The organism is Rhodococcus sp. H36-A4, from assembly GCF_027158005.1.
Classification (GTDB): Bacteria; Actinomycetota; Actinomycetes; order Mycobacteriales; family Mycobacteriaceae; genus Rhodococcoides.
In genome coordinates this window covers 132,645-147,746 of record NZ_JAPVLQ010000006.1, presented here as the reverse complement: position 1 = coordinate 147,746, position 15,102 = coordinate 132,645, and the positions used below count along the sequence as shown (strand labels likewise).

The window sequence follows — 15,102 nt, the reverse complement described above, 5'->3', positions numbered from 1 at the left end:
TGGCTGCGCGTCGAACCGACGGGTCCGTCGAACCGCCACGCGGGGCAACTCGAGCCCGGTCGGACCTGGCAGGTTCGAACCAGCCGACAAGATCGACACACGAGTACCACCCAGCCGATACGCACCACCGCCTCGGCCGATAAATTTGCGCGTACGAGAGGAGAGAGCTTGTCCATCGCAAGCCCCTCGGCCGCGGCAGAGTCCGAATACACGGTGGGCCGACGGACTGCGGCATGCCTCGGTGTCGTTGCCGTCGTAGTCGGCATCGTCTCGACCGGAATTCTGCCGAAACAGCTCTCCGTCGTTCTGGACGACCTCGCGCAGCTGATCTGTGGCGTCGCTGCCGCGTCGATCTGCTGGTACACGGCCAGGCATCGCACCGGATCCGAGCGAAGGTGGCGGGTTCTGATGGCTGTAGGTATGGCTTGCTGGTCGGCAGGCATGCTGACCTGGGCTCTGTACCGTTCGGTTCTCCACACCGCGTTGCCGTCCCCTTCGTATGCAGACATCGGCTTCTTTCTGCTTCCGATCTTCTCCGTCTCGGCTTTGCTCGCCGTCGTCGGAAAGTCGCCGCGCCGCACCGAGGTCGGCTCCACTCACGCTTGGATCACCTCTGTTCTCGACGGAATGGTGATCGTCGGCTCACTGTTCGTACTGTCGTGGTCCACCGCGCTGGGACATGTCGTGCGATCCGAGGAGACGAGTTCTTTGCGGTTCCTCGTCGCATTGATGTACCCGATCACCGACCTGGTACTTGCCGTCATGGTCGGCCTACTCGCCGTCATCGCTGACGTCCCCCGCCGTTATCGCGCACAACTTTCTCTACTCGGCGCCGGACTCGTCTGCGTGGCCACCTCGGACAGTCTGTACGCCTATCTCGTCGCCATCGGCGCCGAGGAGATGCCGTTGGTTGCCGACGCAGGCTTCATCGCGGGACCCGTTCTGGTTGCTCTCGCCGCGTCCGTACCTACCGGTCGACCCGCTGACAATGTCGGTCGGACCGAAGGTTCGACCGAGGCACCGTGTACTCGGTCCACCTCGCCCCGGCTATCGCCTGTTTCCCCCCGGCCTTTTTCCCCCCGGCCTTTTTCCCGCCGGCCTTTTCCCCCCCGGCCTTCGCTCGTTTCGGTGGCCAGTGATCGCACCCAACTGTTGATTCCCTACGCATTGATAGCGCTGATCGGCACGTTCCTCTGCGTGCAATGGGCAGTTCACGGTTCCGTCGATACCGTGGTGCTCGCACTGTTCTTCGCCGTGGTGGTGCTCTCGCTGGCCCGTCAGGTGATGACATTGCTGCAAAACGACACACTCCTCCGAAGGCTGTCCGAGGCGCAGGCAGAGCTCAGCTACCGAGCGCACCACGACGGATTGACCGGCCTGCTCAACCGATCCGCATTCGATGATCACCTGAGCACAGCGCTCGACCTCCACAACACGACCGGACGACCGGGTGTGTTGCTGTTGATCGACCTGGACAACTTCAAGGCAATCAACGATCGACTCGGCCACGGCGCCGGAGACCGCTTGCTCGAGATCCTCTCGAAACGGTTGGCGGACACTGTCGATGGCGGCGAACATGGGGGCGTCGTCGCCCGATTCGGTGGCGACGAATTCACCGTACTGATCCCCGCGGGCATCGACGCCGGTTGCCGGGCCGCAAAAGAGATAGTCGACGCACTTCGTGAGCCTCGAGAAATCGAGGGCCACCTGGTATCGATCGGCGCAAGCGTGGGAGTGGTCGAATTGAACGTTTTCGACGGCGACGTGACGGCAGATGCCCTAGTTCGTAGTGCGGACCGGGCCATGTACGAGGCAAAGAAGAGCGGTAAGGCTGGAGTGTTCACCTACGATTGCGACGGCGCACTGCGGATGGTGTACAACCTGGACGATAAGGCTGCGGCATTCGACTGGTGGCCCAACCACCGCAACCGGGAAATCCAGCGGATTCCGATCGGTTCAGGTGATCAAGGAAGCCTGGGGATCAGTCCGAATATCGTTGCGGGCGAACCCGACCCGGCTCGATTGATCGGACCACCGACCAAAACATAGGCCCCCGTGGTGGGCAACGAACCCAGGTTGGTGAGATTTTCCAAACTGATTCTGCGTCGGTCGTAAAGTTCGACCGACACCGGATAGGTCTCGTCGTTGCCGAGATCGGGACCGAACGTGTCGGTTCCCAACGCTCCTCGATCAGCAAGTCGGCCTGTAGCGATGAGCCATCGTGCCGCGTCCACAGAGAAACCTGGCTGATGGCTCACGCCCTCTGCATCGGCGTTGGCGTACGTATCCGAACCCCACCGCTCATTCCATCCCGTCCATAACAAGACTGCTGCGCCCGACGGGATACGGCCGTTGACAGTCTCCCATTCCTGCAGGTCCGCGACCGTGACCGCATAATCTGCATTCGCGGCTGACTTCTCACGAACATCTATTTTCACTGCAGGCAGGAACAGATCTTCCGGCGCGAGTTGGTCGGCGGTGAGCCCGCCCTCCTGGAAGTGCGCCGGCGCTCCCCAATGTGAGCCCGTGTGCTCGCCTTCCCTGACATTCTGGATGTAGAAACCATCTTCGGCTACGGTGGCGGCAGTCTCCAGAACGAACTCTGGATCACCCGGGAATATTGGTGTCGTGGCCGGGTCGTTGACGTGGGAAAGCGACACGATCTTCAGCAAGCGATCCAAGGGGATCCCGATCCCAGGAAGATCTGCCGAACCTGTTCCCGGCGCCGCCTGCGCAAGTGTTGGCCCCGCCAAACGCGCGCCCGCAACCACTGCTAAACCTGTTGCCACGCGTCGAATCAGCTGTCGTCTTTTCATCGAATGAACCTTCGCTTGTCCCAGGGCCCGAACTGCACCCTTGCTCAGTGTCGTAAGAACTTGACCCAATGCCGTAGGAAACAGACTCTATGCGCTCGAAGTCGCACTCCCCCACCGACTACTCAACCGATTCTGATGGGATCGATCTGGACTCGAATCGAAGACGTACTTTTCCTGGCGCTCCTGGCGGCCTGCGCCTCTGCGAGTGAACGGGCAAGGGCCCCACCGGCGTTACGGGGCACCCGAAGCAAAAGTCGTTGTACATCGCCCGGCAGGACCTCTTCCCCCCCGCCGGCTGGAGCACGCTGACCATCAGGGAGGTCTACCGGCCCGAGTACCTCCACCTCGTCCGTCAGCCCAGCCGCCTCGACGAGCGCGGTGATCGATGCCGTCGTCCCATCGATTGCCGCAACGTGGACCGCCGGTGGGAAGCGCACCTCTATGCGCTCCTCCAGCTGACTTCGCGCGTGCCCGACCGGATCCCAACGCACCAATGCCTGCACCGTAGGAATCTCCGATTCCGCCACCACGACCACTCGGCCGTTCTCGGTACCGGGCCGCACCAACGCTGCGGCCGTCATCCATCGGCGAAGTGTCTCCTCTGCTGCCCGCAAGTCGGCGCGGCCGAGCAATGCCCACCCGTCGAGCAGCAGGGCAGCACCGAACCCACCGGGCGCGGTCGGTTCGGCTCCTACAGTGGATATGACCAGTCTCGGTCCGGAAGCAACGGAGTCGAGCACCGATGCTCCCCCGGAGGTGTGAACCGGAACTCCAGGGAATGCGCGGCCCAGCTCTTCTGCTGTTCGATGTGCACCGATGACAACTGCCCGCAGGGTTCGAGACCCGCAGACGGTGCAGCGATGGTTGGTATCGGAGACGCCGCACCAACTGCAGGTGGGGCTGCCTGCGCCGTCCGCTCCCGGAGCAGACGGCAATGACAACGGTCCGTTGCAGCGACGGCATCTCGCCGGATTTCGGCACTTGCCGCAGGCCAACGACGGAACGTATCCACCGCGTGGAACCTGGACCAGCACTGCAAGATCCGCGGCCAATGCTGTTCGTGCCGCTTCGAATGCGATGGCAGGCAAGCGCGCCGCACGTGCCCCAGGGTCTCTGGCCAACGCATGATCGCTGTCCGCCAGCGCGACGACATGTGGTTGTCGAGCACGGACCACTTCCCGGGGCGCGAGAAGATCGTGTGCCCAACCGGAATCCACGAGCGCCTCGGCTTCTGCAGTTCTGGCATGCCCAGCCAAGACGACTGCACATCCGCATTCATGCGCCCGCAACAACGCCACCTCGCGGGCATGCGGATAAGGCGATCGAGGTTCGGCATAACCGTCGTCACCGTCATCCCACATGAGCAGCAAACCCAAGTTTCGTGCGGGGGCGAACACCGCGCTCCTGGTACCGACGACGATCGACACATCACGTCGTAGTGCCGCCAACCAGCGCCGGTAGCGTTTGGCAGGTCCGAGGCCTGCGGACAATGCGATCACCGCGTCCGAGCCTGCAACCGCCTCGCAGGCGGACGCAACACGATCCAAGTCGCGTTGATCCGGCACCACCACGACGACGCTTCGCCCATTCGCCGCTGTGACGCAGGCGAGTTCGGCGATTCGTTGAGCCCAATCCTCGCCCGGAAGCGCTTGCCAGACCGCACGCGGACTCCTCGACGCCCTCAGTGCATCGAGAAAGGCCTCGCCGTGAATGTACGACGACCACGCACTCGAATCGATCGTGGGAGCGACAACGACCGGCATGTCGCCAGAGGGCTCCTCTTCGACCTTGGCATGTCTCGGCGGAACGGCGAGACGCAGGACGTCCGCTCTCGTGCCGGCATATCTGGCGGCGACAGCAGTGACCAACGCGCTGATCTCGGGCGTCAGGACTCTCTCGGAAGAGACGACGCGGTCCAGCCAGCGCAGCTTTCCTGTGTGGTCGCTGGATTCGACACGCTCGACGACGTATCCGTCGACCAGCCTGCCGGCGAACCGTATCCGAACCCGCACCCCGGGCTGAGCACTATCGGCGAATTCGGCCGGTACGAGATAGTCGAATTCCCGGTCGAGGTGAGCGAGCGGCAGCAGCGGCAACACCCGCGCAATGGGATGCTCCTCGGCTGCTGTTCTCGCTGCGCCGCTCACCTCACTCCGTTCGTGAACTTCTTCCCCTCGAGGTACCCGAAGCCGATATCAGAGACCGGCGGCAGCGCGCAGCTTGTCGGCACGATCGGTGGACTCCCACGGAAGCGAAATGTCCGTTCGGCCGAAGTGTCCGTAAGCGGCGGTCGGAGCATAGATCGGACGAAGCAGATCGAGGTCACGAATGATCGCACCGGGGCGTAGATCGAACACCTCGGCGATCGCAGCCTGAATCCGCACTGGATCGGTCTTTTCGGTTCCGAACGTCTCGACGAACAGACCGACCGGCGCTGATTTACCGATCGCGTATGCAACCTGAACCTCGATGCGATCGGCCAGGCCCGCCGCCACCGCATTCTTTGCAACCCACCGCATCGCGTAGGCGGCGCTACGGTCGACTTTGGACGGGTCCTTACCGGAGAAAGCACCGCCACCATGACGGGCCATGCCGCCGTAGGTGTCGACGATGATCTTGCGGCCGGTCAGTCCGGCATCACCCATCGGTCCGCCGAGAACGAACTTGCCGGTGGGATTGACGAGCAATCTGATGTTGGAAGTGTCGAGCGTGGGGATGTCCAGATCTGCGAGCACCGCGCCGAGAACCTTGTCGCGAATATCCGGCGTCAACAGATTGTCCAGGTCGATATCGGCCGCGTGCTGGGTGGAGACGACGACCGTATCCAGTCGCACTGCCTGATCACCGTCGTATTCGATGGTGACCTGGGTCTTGCCGTCCGGACGCAGATACGGCAGGGTGCCGTTCTTGCGCACCTCGGTCAATCGACGTGCGAGACGGTGCGCCAATGCGATCGGCAGCGGCATCAGTTCTGGGGTATCGGTATTGGCGTACCCGAACATCAGCCCCTGGTCGCCTGCACCCTGACGGTCGATCTCGTCCTCGGAGAGTCCTTCGACACGCGATTCGTGTGAATTATCCACTCCCTGGGCGATTTCCGGAGACTGAGCACCGATCGCAACGTTCACGCCACACGAATTGCCGTCGAATCCTTTGGCAGAAGAGTCGTAGCCGATCTCGAGGACCTTCTCGCGGACGATTTTTGGGATGTCGGCATAGGCGGTGGTGTTTACTTCACCGGCGACATGGACCTGACCGGTCGTGACCAACGTCTCCACGGCCACGCGTGCACGAGGATCCTCGGTGAGGAGTGCATCGAGGATCGAGTCGCTGATCGCATCACAAATTTTGTCTGGGTGACCCTCTGTCACAGACTCACTGGTGAAGAGCCGACTGCCGGACTTGCTCACGGATTTCCTCTCGACGCGTACTTGCGGCCGGCCAGGAGCGTTACTCCCTGTCGGCCATCACTTTCATTCGATTCGAGCACCTAACTGGTGAAGCACTCTGAACTACATTTCGTTCTGAACTACAACTATGAGTTCGACGCCCCGAGCCAGTTTCCGACACGAAGCGCCCGTCACTTTAGTCGGGCGGACGGGTGCTGTGCACCCTTCGGATCACCGGTGATCCGAAGGCTGGATCGCGAGCATGCCGACAACTGCGTCGACGACGCGGCTCGCAAGAAGAGCTTTCGAACCCTCTCCGAGCGCTGATTCCGAACCATCGGATCCCAACAGCCACCCGTCGTTGTCGTCGACCTCGAACGCTTTTCCCTCGCCTACCGCGTTGACGACGAGCAGATCGCATCCCTTACGTTCGAGCTTCGCTCGCGCATAGGTGAGTACATCTCCGTGCTCGTCACCGGTCTCGGCAGCAAAACCTACGATCACAGTGGCTTGTGCAATGTCCCCGTTACGACGCGATTCGACCAGTCCTGCCAAGATGTCGTCGTTTCGAACCAGCGGGATCGAATCCGGCTCGTCGGCACCCTTCTTGATCTTGCTCGCGGCGATGGTTGCCGGACGGAAGTCGGCGACAGCTGCCGCCATCACGATCACGTCGGAATCGGGGGCGAACTTGCGCACCGCCTCCTGCATCTGCCGCGCCGTCTTCACATGCACGACGTCCACAGCTGCGGGATCTGGAAGTTCGGTGGTGAAACCAGCGATGAGGGTGACGTCGGCGCCACGTTGAGCAGCCACCCGAGCCAACGCGTATCCCTGCTTGCCGGAACTACGGTTGCCCAGGAATCGGACCGGGTCCAACGGTTCGCGGGTTCCGCCGGCGGTCACGACGACTCGGCGACCGGACAGGTCTTGCGGGAGTGCATCCGATCGCTCGGCCAGCAGCATCGCAAGCGCAAATATCTCGGAGGGTTCCGGAAGGCGACCCGCTCCGGTATCGCTGCCAGTCAGTCGACCGGACGCAGGTTCGACGACGGTGACACCGCGACCACGCACGGTGACGACGTTGGCAACCGTCGCCGGGTGCTCCCACATCTCGGTGTGCATTGCCGGAGCGAGGACGACCGGGCATCGCGCGGTGAGAAGTGTGGCGGTCAGGAGATCGTCCGCACGTCCGCCTGCGATCCGGGCCAGCAGGTCTGCCGTGGCAGGCGCGACGACCACGAGGTCGGCTTCCTGCCCCAGCCGAACGTGTGGAACCTCGGGCACGTCGGAGAAGACTCCGGTGTGGACCGGGTTACCGGACAGCGCTTCGAACGTCGCCCGCCCCACGAACTCGAGCGCCGACTCCGTGGGGATCACCCGAACATGATGTCCACCCTCGGTGAAGCTGCGAATGAGGGAACAGCTCTTGTAGGCGGCGATCCCGCCACCTACTCCGATGACTACGCGCAACGGCTGCTTCCTTACCAGCGGTTCTTATTCGCCTTCGGAATGCTCGAGGAGATCGGCATGAATCTCCCGGAGTGCGATCGAGAGCGGCTTCTCCTGCAGACCCGGCTCGACCAAGGGGCCGACGTACTCGAGGATGCCGTCGCCGAGCTGGTTGTAGTAATCGTTTATCTGACGGGCCCGCTTGGCCGCATAGATCACGAGGGCGTACTTCGACGACGTACGCGCCAAAAGTTCGTCGATGGGGGGATTCGTGATGCCGAGCGGCGTGTCGTAGGCCGGAAGAACGCTGGATCCGTCGAAATCGGACACGGCCGCTGAAGTGCTGCTCACTATTGATCTCCTGAAAGTGCATCGGTACTGCTGCGAAAAATGCTGGTGCTGTCTGCTGGTCGGAGCCACACTGCTGGTAATACAAGACTGTGAAGCTGGCGAAAATCGGCTCTACATCGCCCGGAGTACGCCGGAATCAACCGACCGAAGACCTACCGACCAACAAGGATACCAACTCATCGCACGAATGGTCGACATCGGCATTGACAATGATCGTGTCGAACTCGTTCTGTGCCGCCAATTCGATCCGTGCAGTCTGAAGTCGCCGCTCGGTAGCATCCGATTCCTCGGTAGCCCTGGACGTGAGGCGCTGCACCAGATCTTCCCAGGTAGGTGGCGCCATGAACACCAACAGAGCTTCGGGCTTCGACACGCGGACGGCGCGCGCGCCCGCGAGATCGAGTTCGAGCAGCACCGGATGTCCTCGCTCCAAGGCTTCCTCTACCGGGGCCGCCGGCGTGCCGGAGCGGTGCAAACCACCGTGCACACTCGCCCACTCGAGCAATTCGTCTGCCTCGACCATGCGATCGAACTCGTCGGCAGTCACGAAGTGATAGTCCTCGCCGTCGACCTCACCGGGGCGTGGCGCCCGGGTGGTCACGGAAACGCTGAACCACAGCTCGGGCAGGGTCCGTCGTACAACTCGAACGACGCTGGACTTACCGACGCCGGAGGGACCGGACAACACGATGAGCCGACCCCTCCCACTCGGTGACGCGTCACTGTCGGACACGGTCGATACCTCCGCCACTAGTCGAACCTCTCAGGCTTCGAAATCGAATTTCGTCAACAACGCCTTGCGCTGTCGGTCACCGAGTCCACGTAGACGACGAGTCGGTGCAATCTCCAACTCGATCATCAATTCCTGGGCCTTGACCTTGCCGACCTTGGGAAGTGCTTCCAAAAGTGCCGACACCTTCATCTTGCCGAGAATCTCGTCGGTTTCGGCATCCTTCAACACCTGCTGTAGGTCGGTGCCGCCACGCTTGAGACGCTCTTTGAGCTCGGCTCTCGTTTTACGGGCGAAGGCCGCCTTCTCCAAAGCGGCTGCTCGCTGCTCTGCGGTCAACTGGGGAAGGGCCACGTTTCCTCCGTCACATCGAAAGGTGAACAGTGCACGGGTATTGCTTGCACTTTTGGCTGCGGTATACCAGCGGTAACCTGCAACGACAGCGACGGTACCCACGCTAGACGGAGTTCGCGAACCCACCCCCACCGCCGAGCGCTTTCGGCCGGTGAGCTAAGCCAATGCGGTCTCGATCTCATCGCGCAGCGTTCTGGCGGCGTCTTGGAGGGCGCCGACCGTCGGCCCGGCGGCAAGCACTCCGCGGGACGAACTGGGCAGCAGCAGGTCCTGGCAATCCCCGAAGATGTGCCGCAAGTCGCCGACCTCGGCGCCCTGGGCACCGAGACCCGGTGCGAGAATCGGTCCACCGAAACCTGCCAGGTCCAGACCATGATCTCGGGTGGCACCGACGACCAGGCCTACCGTGCCGAGACCGTCACGACCGACAGTTCGTGCTCCGTCGACAATCGCTTGTGCAACCGATCGGTCGTTGCTTTCGGCCAACTGCACCGAAGAACCTTCGGGATTCGACGTCCGAGCGAGAACGAAGACGCCTCGCCCGTGAGCCGAAGCCACGTCGAACGTCTCGGTCAAGGAGTCGAATCCCAGGTAGGGCGACACTGTCACCGCATCCGAGGACAACGGACTCTCCTCTCCCAGCCACGTCTGCGCATACGCGCGCATGGTGGTGCCGATATCTCCACGCTTAGCGTCGGCGATCACCATCGTGCCGGCATCCCGCAACACCGTGATCGTGCGTTCCAACACCGCAAAGCCTGCGCTGCCGTAGGCCTCGAAGAAAGCGACTTGAGGCTTCACCACGGCGATCTCACCGACGAAGGCCTCGACGCATATCTCCGCGAATGCCTCCAGCCCATCGGCTGTCCTGGGAAGACCCCACGCGTCGAGCAGTGCCGGATGCGGGTCGATGCCGACGCAGAGGCGACCCCGCGAGGCGGTCGCGGTGCGGAGTCGATCCAACCATCCGCCGACGGTCATGCCTGACCGCGTCCGGCCATCGCGGCATGCAGATCCTGAAGCGAGCGAACTCCGATACCGCCTGCGATGGAGGCTTCGATACCTTGCACGGCCGCCGAAGCACCCTGGACCGTCGTGATGCACGGGATGTTCTGTGCCACGGCCGCACTCCGAATCTCGTACCCGTCGACGCGCGGACCCGAATTGCCGTAGGGCGTGTTGATCACCATCGCGATGTCGCCGGCGAGTATGCGTGCGACGATCGTCGTTTTTCCTTCCGGGACTTCCTCGCCGGACTGCTTGTACACCTGCTCGCAGGTGATCCCGTTGCGCCGCAGGACCTCTGCGGTTCCCTCGGTGGCGAGAATTGTGAAGCCAAGATCGGCAAGGCGTTTGACGGGAAAGATCAGGGAACGCTTGTCCTTGTTGGCGACAGATACGAACACCGCACCGGAGAGTGGAAGCGATCCGTACGCCGCAGTCTGACTCTTGGCGAATGCCGTGCCGAAATCGGCGTCGATTCCCATCACCTCGCCGGTAGACTTCATCTCCGGACTCAGCAGAGTATCGACGCCGGTGCCGTCGGCGCGACGGAACCGGTTGAACGGCAACACCGCTTCCTTGACGGCGATAGGTGCATCGAGCGGTGTGGTCCCGCCGTCACCGACCGCAGGAAGCATGCCGCTGACGCGTAGATCGGCAATCGACTCGCCCATCATGACCCGAGCACATGCTTTCGCGAGCTGGACTGCCGTCGCCTTCGAGACGAACGGCACCGTGCGACTGGCACGCGGATTCGCTTCCAGGACATACAGAATGTCGTCCTTGAGCGCGTACTGAACGTTGAGAAGGCCCTTGACGCCGATCCCCTTCGCGAGGAGTTCGGTCGAGCGACGAACGTTCTCGATATCGGCTCTGCCGAGCGTGATCGGTGGAAGCGCACAGGCCGAGTCACCGGAGTGGATACCGGCTTCTTCTATATGTTCCATCACACCACCGAGGTACACCTCGGTGCCGTCGCACAGTGCATCGACATCGATTTCGACGGCATCCTCGAGGAAGCGGTCGACGAGAACGGGCCTGTCGTGCGAGATCTCGGTTGCTCGGTCGATGTACCCGGCCAATGACGGCTCGTCGTACACGATTTCCATCCCGCGCCCACCGAGAACGTACGACGGACGTACGAGGACGGGGTATCCGATGCGTGCCGCGATATCGCGCGCACCGTCGAAGGTCGTCGCAGTGCCGAATTTCGGTGCGGGCAAACCGGCTTCGTTCAGGACGCGACCGAATTCACCACGGTCCTCCGCGAGGTCGATTGCTTCCGGGCTGGTGCCGACGATCGGAACGCCCGCTGCTTTCAGCCGTTTCGCCAGGCCGAGTGGAGTCTGACCACCGAGCTGAACGATGACGCCCGCTACCGTGCCCGACTGTGCCTCGGCTCGGTAGACCTCGAGCACGTCCTCGAAGGTGAGCGGTTCGAAGTACAGGCGGTCGGCCGTGTCGTAGTCGGTGGAGACGGTTTCGGGGTTGCAGTTGATCATGACCGTCTCGTACCCGGCTTCGGACAGCGTCTGCGCAGCGTGAACACACGAGTAGTCGAATTCGATTCCCTGGCCGATACGGTTCGGTCCCGATCCGAGGATCAGAACCTTGTCGCGTTCGCGTTGCTCGGTGACCTCGGACTCGGCTTCGGGATCGAGTTCGTAGGTGCCGTAGTGGTAGGGCGTCTTCGCTTCGAATTCCGCGGCGCAGGTGTCGACCGTCTTGTAGACCGGGTGGACGCCGAGTTCACCTCGCAAAGCCCGGACGCCGTCTTCGTCGCCGAGTTCGGGTCGAAGCGCAGCGATCTGGCGATCCGAGAGTCCGTGGTACTTCGCCTGGCGCAGCAGGGCTTCGTCGAACTCTGCTGCAACGCGGATATCGTTGCCGAGCTCGTGGATCAGCTGGAATTGATCGAGGAACCACGGATCGATCTTGGTGGATTCGAACAATTGCTCGACCGTCGCGCCGAGAGCAAATGCCTTCTCGATGCCGTACATGCGGCCGTCCTGCGGAACGGCCAGATCAGCGAGCAGTCCCTCAAGGTCCTCCGCAGGATCGCCTTCGGCATCGCTCGGCCAGGTCACTTCGGGGCCGGTCCAGTAACCCGCGCGCTTGGTTTCGAGCGAACGCATGACCTTTCCGAACGCCTCGGTGAAGTTGCGTCCGATCGACATCGCCTCACCGACGGACTTCATCGTGGTGGTGAGGGTACCGTCCGCGCCAGGGAACTTCTCGAATGCGAACCTCGGCGCCTTGACCACCACGTAGTCGAGAGTGGGCTCGAAGCACGCAGGCGTTTCCCTGGTGATGTCGTTGACGATCTCGTCGAGTGTGTACCCGATGGCGAGCTTGGCGGCCATCTTTGCGATCGGATACCCCGTCGCCTTCGATGCCAGCGCCGAAGACCGCGACACCCGCGGATTCATTTCGATGACCACGAGCCGGCCATCGGCAGGGTCCATCGCGAACTGAATGTTGCAGCCACCGGTATCGACGCCCACCTCACGCAGAATGTCGATGGAGAGGTCACGCATGGCCTGGTACTCGCGGTCGGTGAGTGTCATCGCCGGAGCAACGGTCACCGAGTCACCGGTGTGCACACCGACCGGATCGACGTTCTCGATGGAGCAGACGATCACGACGTTGTCGCGACTGTCCCGCATGAGTTCGAGTTCGTACTCTTTCCAGCCGAGGATCGACTCCTCGATGAGGACGTTCGCGGTCGGCGAGGCAGACAGCCCGCCGCCGGCGATACGCGTCAGATCGGTGTCGTTGTATGCCATTCCGGAGCCGAGCCCACCCATGGTGAACGACGGGCGCACGACGACGGGAAATCCGAGTTCTTCGACGGCAGCTCGCGCCTCGTCCATCGTGTAGCAGACAGCCGACTTCGCGGACTCGCCGCCGACTTTGGCGACGATGTCCTTGAACTTCTGTCGATCTTCGCCGCGCTGAATGGCGTCGAAATCGGCGCCGATCAGCTCGACACCGTACTTGGTCAGAATTCCCTGCTCGTGCAACGCGACGGCCGCGTTGAGGGCGGTCTGACCGCCGAGAGTCGCGAGAACAGCTTCGATGGGGTGACCCTGTTCGGCCTCCCGGGCGAAGATCTTTTCGATGAACTCGGCGGTGATCGGCTCGACGTAGGTCGCGTCGGCGAATTCCGGGTCGGTCATGATCGTCGCCGGGTTGGAGTTGACCAGGCTGACTCGCAGGCCCTCTTCGCGCAGTACGCGACAAGCCTGGGTTCCCGAATAATCGAACTCGCAGGCCTGACCGATCACGATCGGTCCCGATCCGATGACCAGTACATGGCTCAGGTCTGTGCGGCGTGGCATTACTTCTTCTCCTGAAGGACGCTGGTGAAACGATCGAAGAGATATGCGGCGTCGTGTGGACCGGCCGCGGCCTCGGGGTGGTACTGGACGGAGAATGCCCGCCCGCTCAACAGTTCGACGCCTTCGACGGTGCCGTCGTTGGCGCACGTGTGGCTGACGCGCGCTCGGCCGAAGTCGGTGTCGAATTCTTCGCCGGCCTCACCTTCGAGCGCGAAACCGTGGTTCTGCGCAGTGATGGCGATCCGGCCCGTGGTGTGTTCGACCACCGGGATGTTCATTCCACGATGGCCGAACTTCATCTTGTAGGTAGAGCGCCCGAGGGCGCGTCCGAAGATCTGGTTGCCGAAGCAGATGCCGAAGAGTGGCAGGTCCCGCTCGAGAACGCTCCGGGTGAGGGCAACACTGGAGTCCGCGGTCGCTGGGTCCCCGGGTCCGTTCGAGAGAAAGACGCCGTCCGGATTCAATTCCAGAATCTGCTCGATGCTCGTCGTCGAGGGCACTACGTGCACTCGGACACCGCGCTCGGCAAACATCCGAGGAGTGTTCGTCTTGATACCGAGGTCGACTGCGACAACGGTGAATCGACTCTCGCCTGCAGGCTCGATCGTGTAGCTCGAAGCCGTGGTCACTTCGCCGGCGAGGTCGGCTCCCAGCATCGATGGCTGATCGAGTACCTGCTCGAGCATCTTGTCGGTGCTTCCGAGTGCATCTCCGGAGAACACACCTGCACGCATGGATCCACGGGTGCGGAGGTGACGTACCAGCGCCCGGGTGTCGATTCCGGCGATGCCGACGATGCTCTGTTTCTCGAGCTCGTCCTGCAGCGTTCCGGTCGAACGCCAGCTCGACGGACGGCGCGCTGGATCGCGTACGACGTACCCTGCCACCCAAATCTTGTTGGGGTCACTTGCGCTGGAGGCTTCACCGTCCTCTTGGTTCCAGCCCGTGTTGCCGATTTGGGGAGCGGTGGCCACCACGATCTGGCGGTGGTAACTGGGATCGGTGAGAGTTTCCTGATAGCCGGTCATTCCGGTGCAGAACACTGCTTCGCCGAGAGTTCGACCTTCGGCCCCGAAAGTTGTGCCGCGAAACGTCCGGCCGTCCTCCAGAACAAGAACTGCGCTGCTCACGCGGGTGTCTCCTTCGAATCATCTGTACCGGCACTCGAGCCGGAATCAGTAGTTGTATCTGTGTCGACCCACGCCGGGTAGACAAATTTGTCGTCGGCGCGAAATCCGGTGTCTATCTCGGTGCCCGTGGGTAATTCCCAACGGATCACCAGAAGCCCGTCCTTGCTCATGACCTTGCCTGCGAGCCCACGCTCGGTTCGGATTGCGCGAATCGACTCCTCAGGAATCCAAATAGTGGATTCGCCGGTTCGTACCAACAAGATGCCGTGCTGGTGCCGTGAGAGCTCGGCGGTGGCCCGATGACCGATGTCACCGACCGCTATACGGTCCTGCCAGCTGGGCGCTATGGTGCTGCCGACATACAGACCCGTCGACGGCTCGAGCACCGTGCTGCCGATATCCGACGGCACCTCCGGGAAAGTGCCGATTCGATCTGCCTGCCGTTTCTGCCGTCCTCGCCAGCCCCAGAAGATCAACATGATCATCAGAACCCAGAACACGACGAACGCAACGACGATGAGAACTCTGTCCATGTGC

The 15,102-nt window shown here is 62.3% G+C and carries 12 protein-coding genes; 1 reads left to right on the top strand and 11 read right to left on the bottom strand.

What is annotated here, in order from left to right:
* Window positions 1-168 precede the first annotated feature (168 nt).
* Complete coding sequence (locus O1W68_RS17330; protein WP_269305633.1) at window positions 169-2,049, top strand: GGDEF domain-containing protein; 1,881 nt, start codon at window positions 169-171, stop codon at window positions 2,047-2,049.
* Here the strand turns inward: O1W68_RS17330 and O1W68_RS17325 are convergent.
* From O1W68_RS17325 to O1W68_RS17275, 11 genes are all read right to left on the bottom strand, one after another.
* Window positions 1,965-2,816 carry a cyclase family protein gene (locus O1W68_RS17325; RefSeq protein ID WP_269305632.1) on the bottom strand — a complete coding sequence of 284 codons (852 nt, stop codon included), beginning with the start codon at window positions 2,814-2,816 and terminating at the stop codon, window positions 1,965-1,967. The genes O1W68_RS17330 and O1W68_RS17325 overlap by 85 nt on opposite strands.
* Before the next feature lie 122 nt (window positions 2,817-2,938).
* Window positions 2,939-4,963, bottom strand: coding sequence for a primosomal protein N' (locus tag O1W68_RS17320; protein WP_269305631.1), 2,025 nt, complete (start codon window positions 4,961-4,963; stop codon window positions 2,939-2,941).
* Between the two features lie 48 nt (window positions 4,964-5,011).
* The gene (metK, locus tag O1W68_RS17315; protein ID WP_269305630.1) at window positions 5,012-6,226 is read right to left on the bottom strand and encodes a methionine adenosyltransferase; all 1,215 of its coding nucleotides are present in this window, start codon (window positions 6,224-6,226) and stop codon (window positions 5,012-5,014) included.
* A 210-nt stretch (window positions 6,227-6,436) separates the two neighbouring features.
* Window positions 6,437-7,678, bottom strand: a complete 1,242-nt coding sequence (gene coaBC, locus O1W68_RS17310) for a bifunctional phosphopantothenoylcysteine decarboxylase/phosphopantothenate--cysteine ligase CoaBC (protein ID WP_269305628.1) — start codon at window positions 7,676-7,678, stop codon at window positions 6,437-6,439.
* 24 nt (window positions 7,679-7,702) lie between these two features.
* Entirely contained in the window at window positions 7,703-8,008 is a 306-nt protein-coding gene (gene rpoZ / locus O1W68_RS17305; RefSeq protein WP_084348816.1) for a DNA-directed RNA polymerase subunit omega, read from the bottom strand.
* Between the two features lie 136 nt (window positions 8,009-8,144).
* A complete protein-coding gene (gmk, locus tag O1W68_RS17300) occupies window positions 8,145-8,741 on the bottom strand; it encodes a guanylate kinase (RefSeq protein WP_269305625.1) in 597 nt (198 codons plus the stop codon).
* 30 nt (window positions 8,742-8,771) lie between these two features.
* A complete protein-coding gene (gene mihF / locus O1W68_RS17295) occupies window positions 8,772-9,092 on the bottom strand; it encodes an integration host factor, actinobacterial type (protein ID WP_269305623.1) in 321 nt (106 codons plus the stop codon).
* Window positions 9,093-9,248: 156 nt separating this feature from the next.
* The gene (gene pyrF / locus O1W68_RS17290) at window positions 9,249-10,073 is read right to left on the bottom strand and encodes an orotidine-5'-phosphate decarboxylase (protein ID WP_269305621.1); all 825 of its coding nucleotides are present in this window, start codon (window positions 10,071-10,073) and stop codon (window positions 9,249-9,251) included.
* The gene (gene carB, locus O1W68_RS17285) at window positions 10,070-13,435 is read right to left on the bottom strand and encodes a carbamoyl-phosphate synthase large subunit (protein WP_269305619.1); all 3,366 of its coding nucleotides are present in this window, start codon (window positions 13,433-13,435) and stop codon (window positions 10,070-10,072) included. Before carB ends, pyrF begins: the two co-directional genes overlap by 4 nt.
* The gene (gene carA / locus O1W68_RS17280) at window positions 13,435-14,565 is read right to left on the bottom strand and encodes a glutamine-hydrolyzing carbamoyl-phosphate synthase small subunit (RefSeq protein WP_269305618.1); all 1,131 of its coding nucleotides are present in this window, start codon (window positions 14,563-14,565) and stop codon (window positions 13,435-13,437) included. Before carA ends, carB begins: the two co-directional genes overlap by 1 nt.
* Window positions 14,562-15,098 carry a PH-like domain-containing protein gene (locus O1W68_RS17275; protein WP_269305617.1) on the bottom strand — a complete coding sequence of 179 codons (537 nt, stop codon included), beginning with the start codon at window positions 15,096-15,098 and terminating at the stop codon, window positions 14,562-14,564. The genes carA and O1W68_RS17275 overlap by 4 nt, the downstream gene beginning before the upstream one ends.
* Window positions 15,099-15,102: the final 4 nt, after the last annotated feature.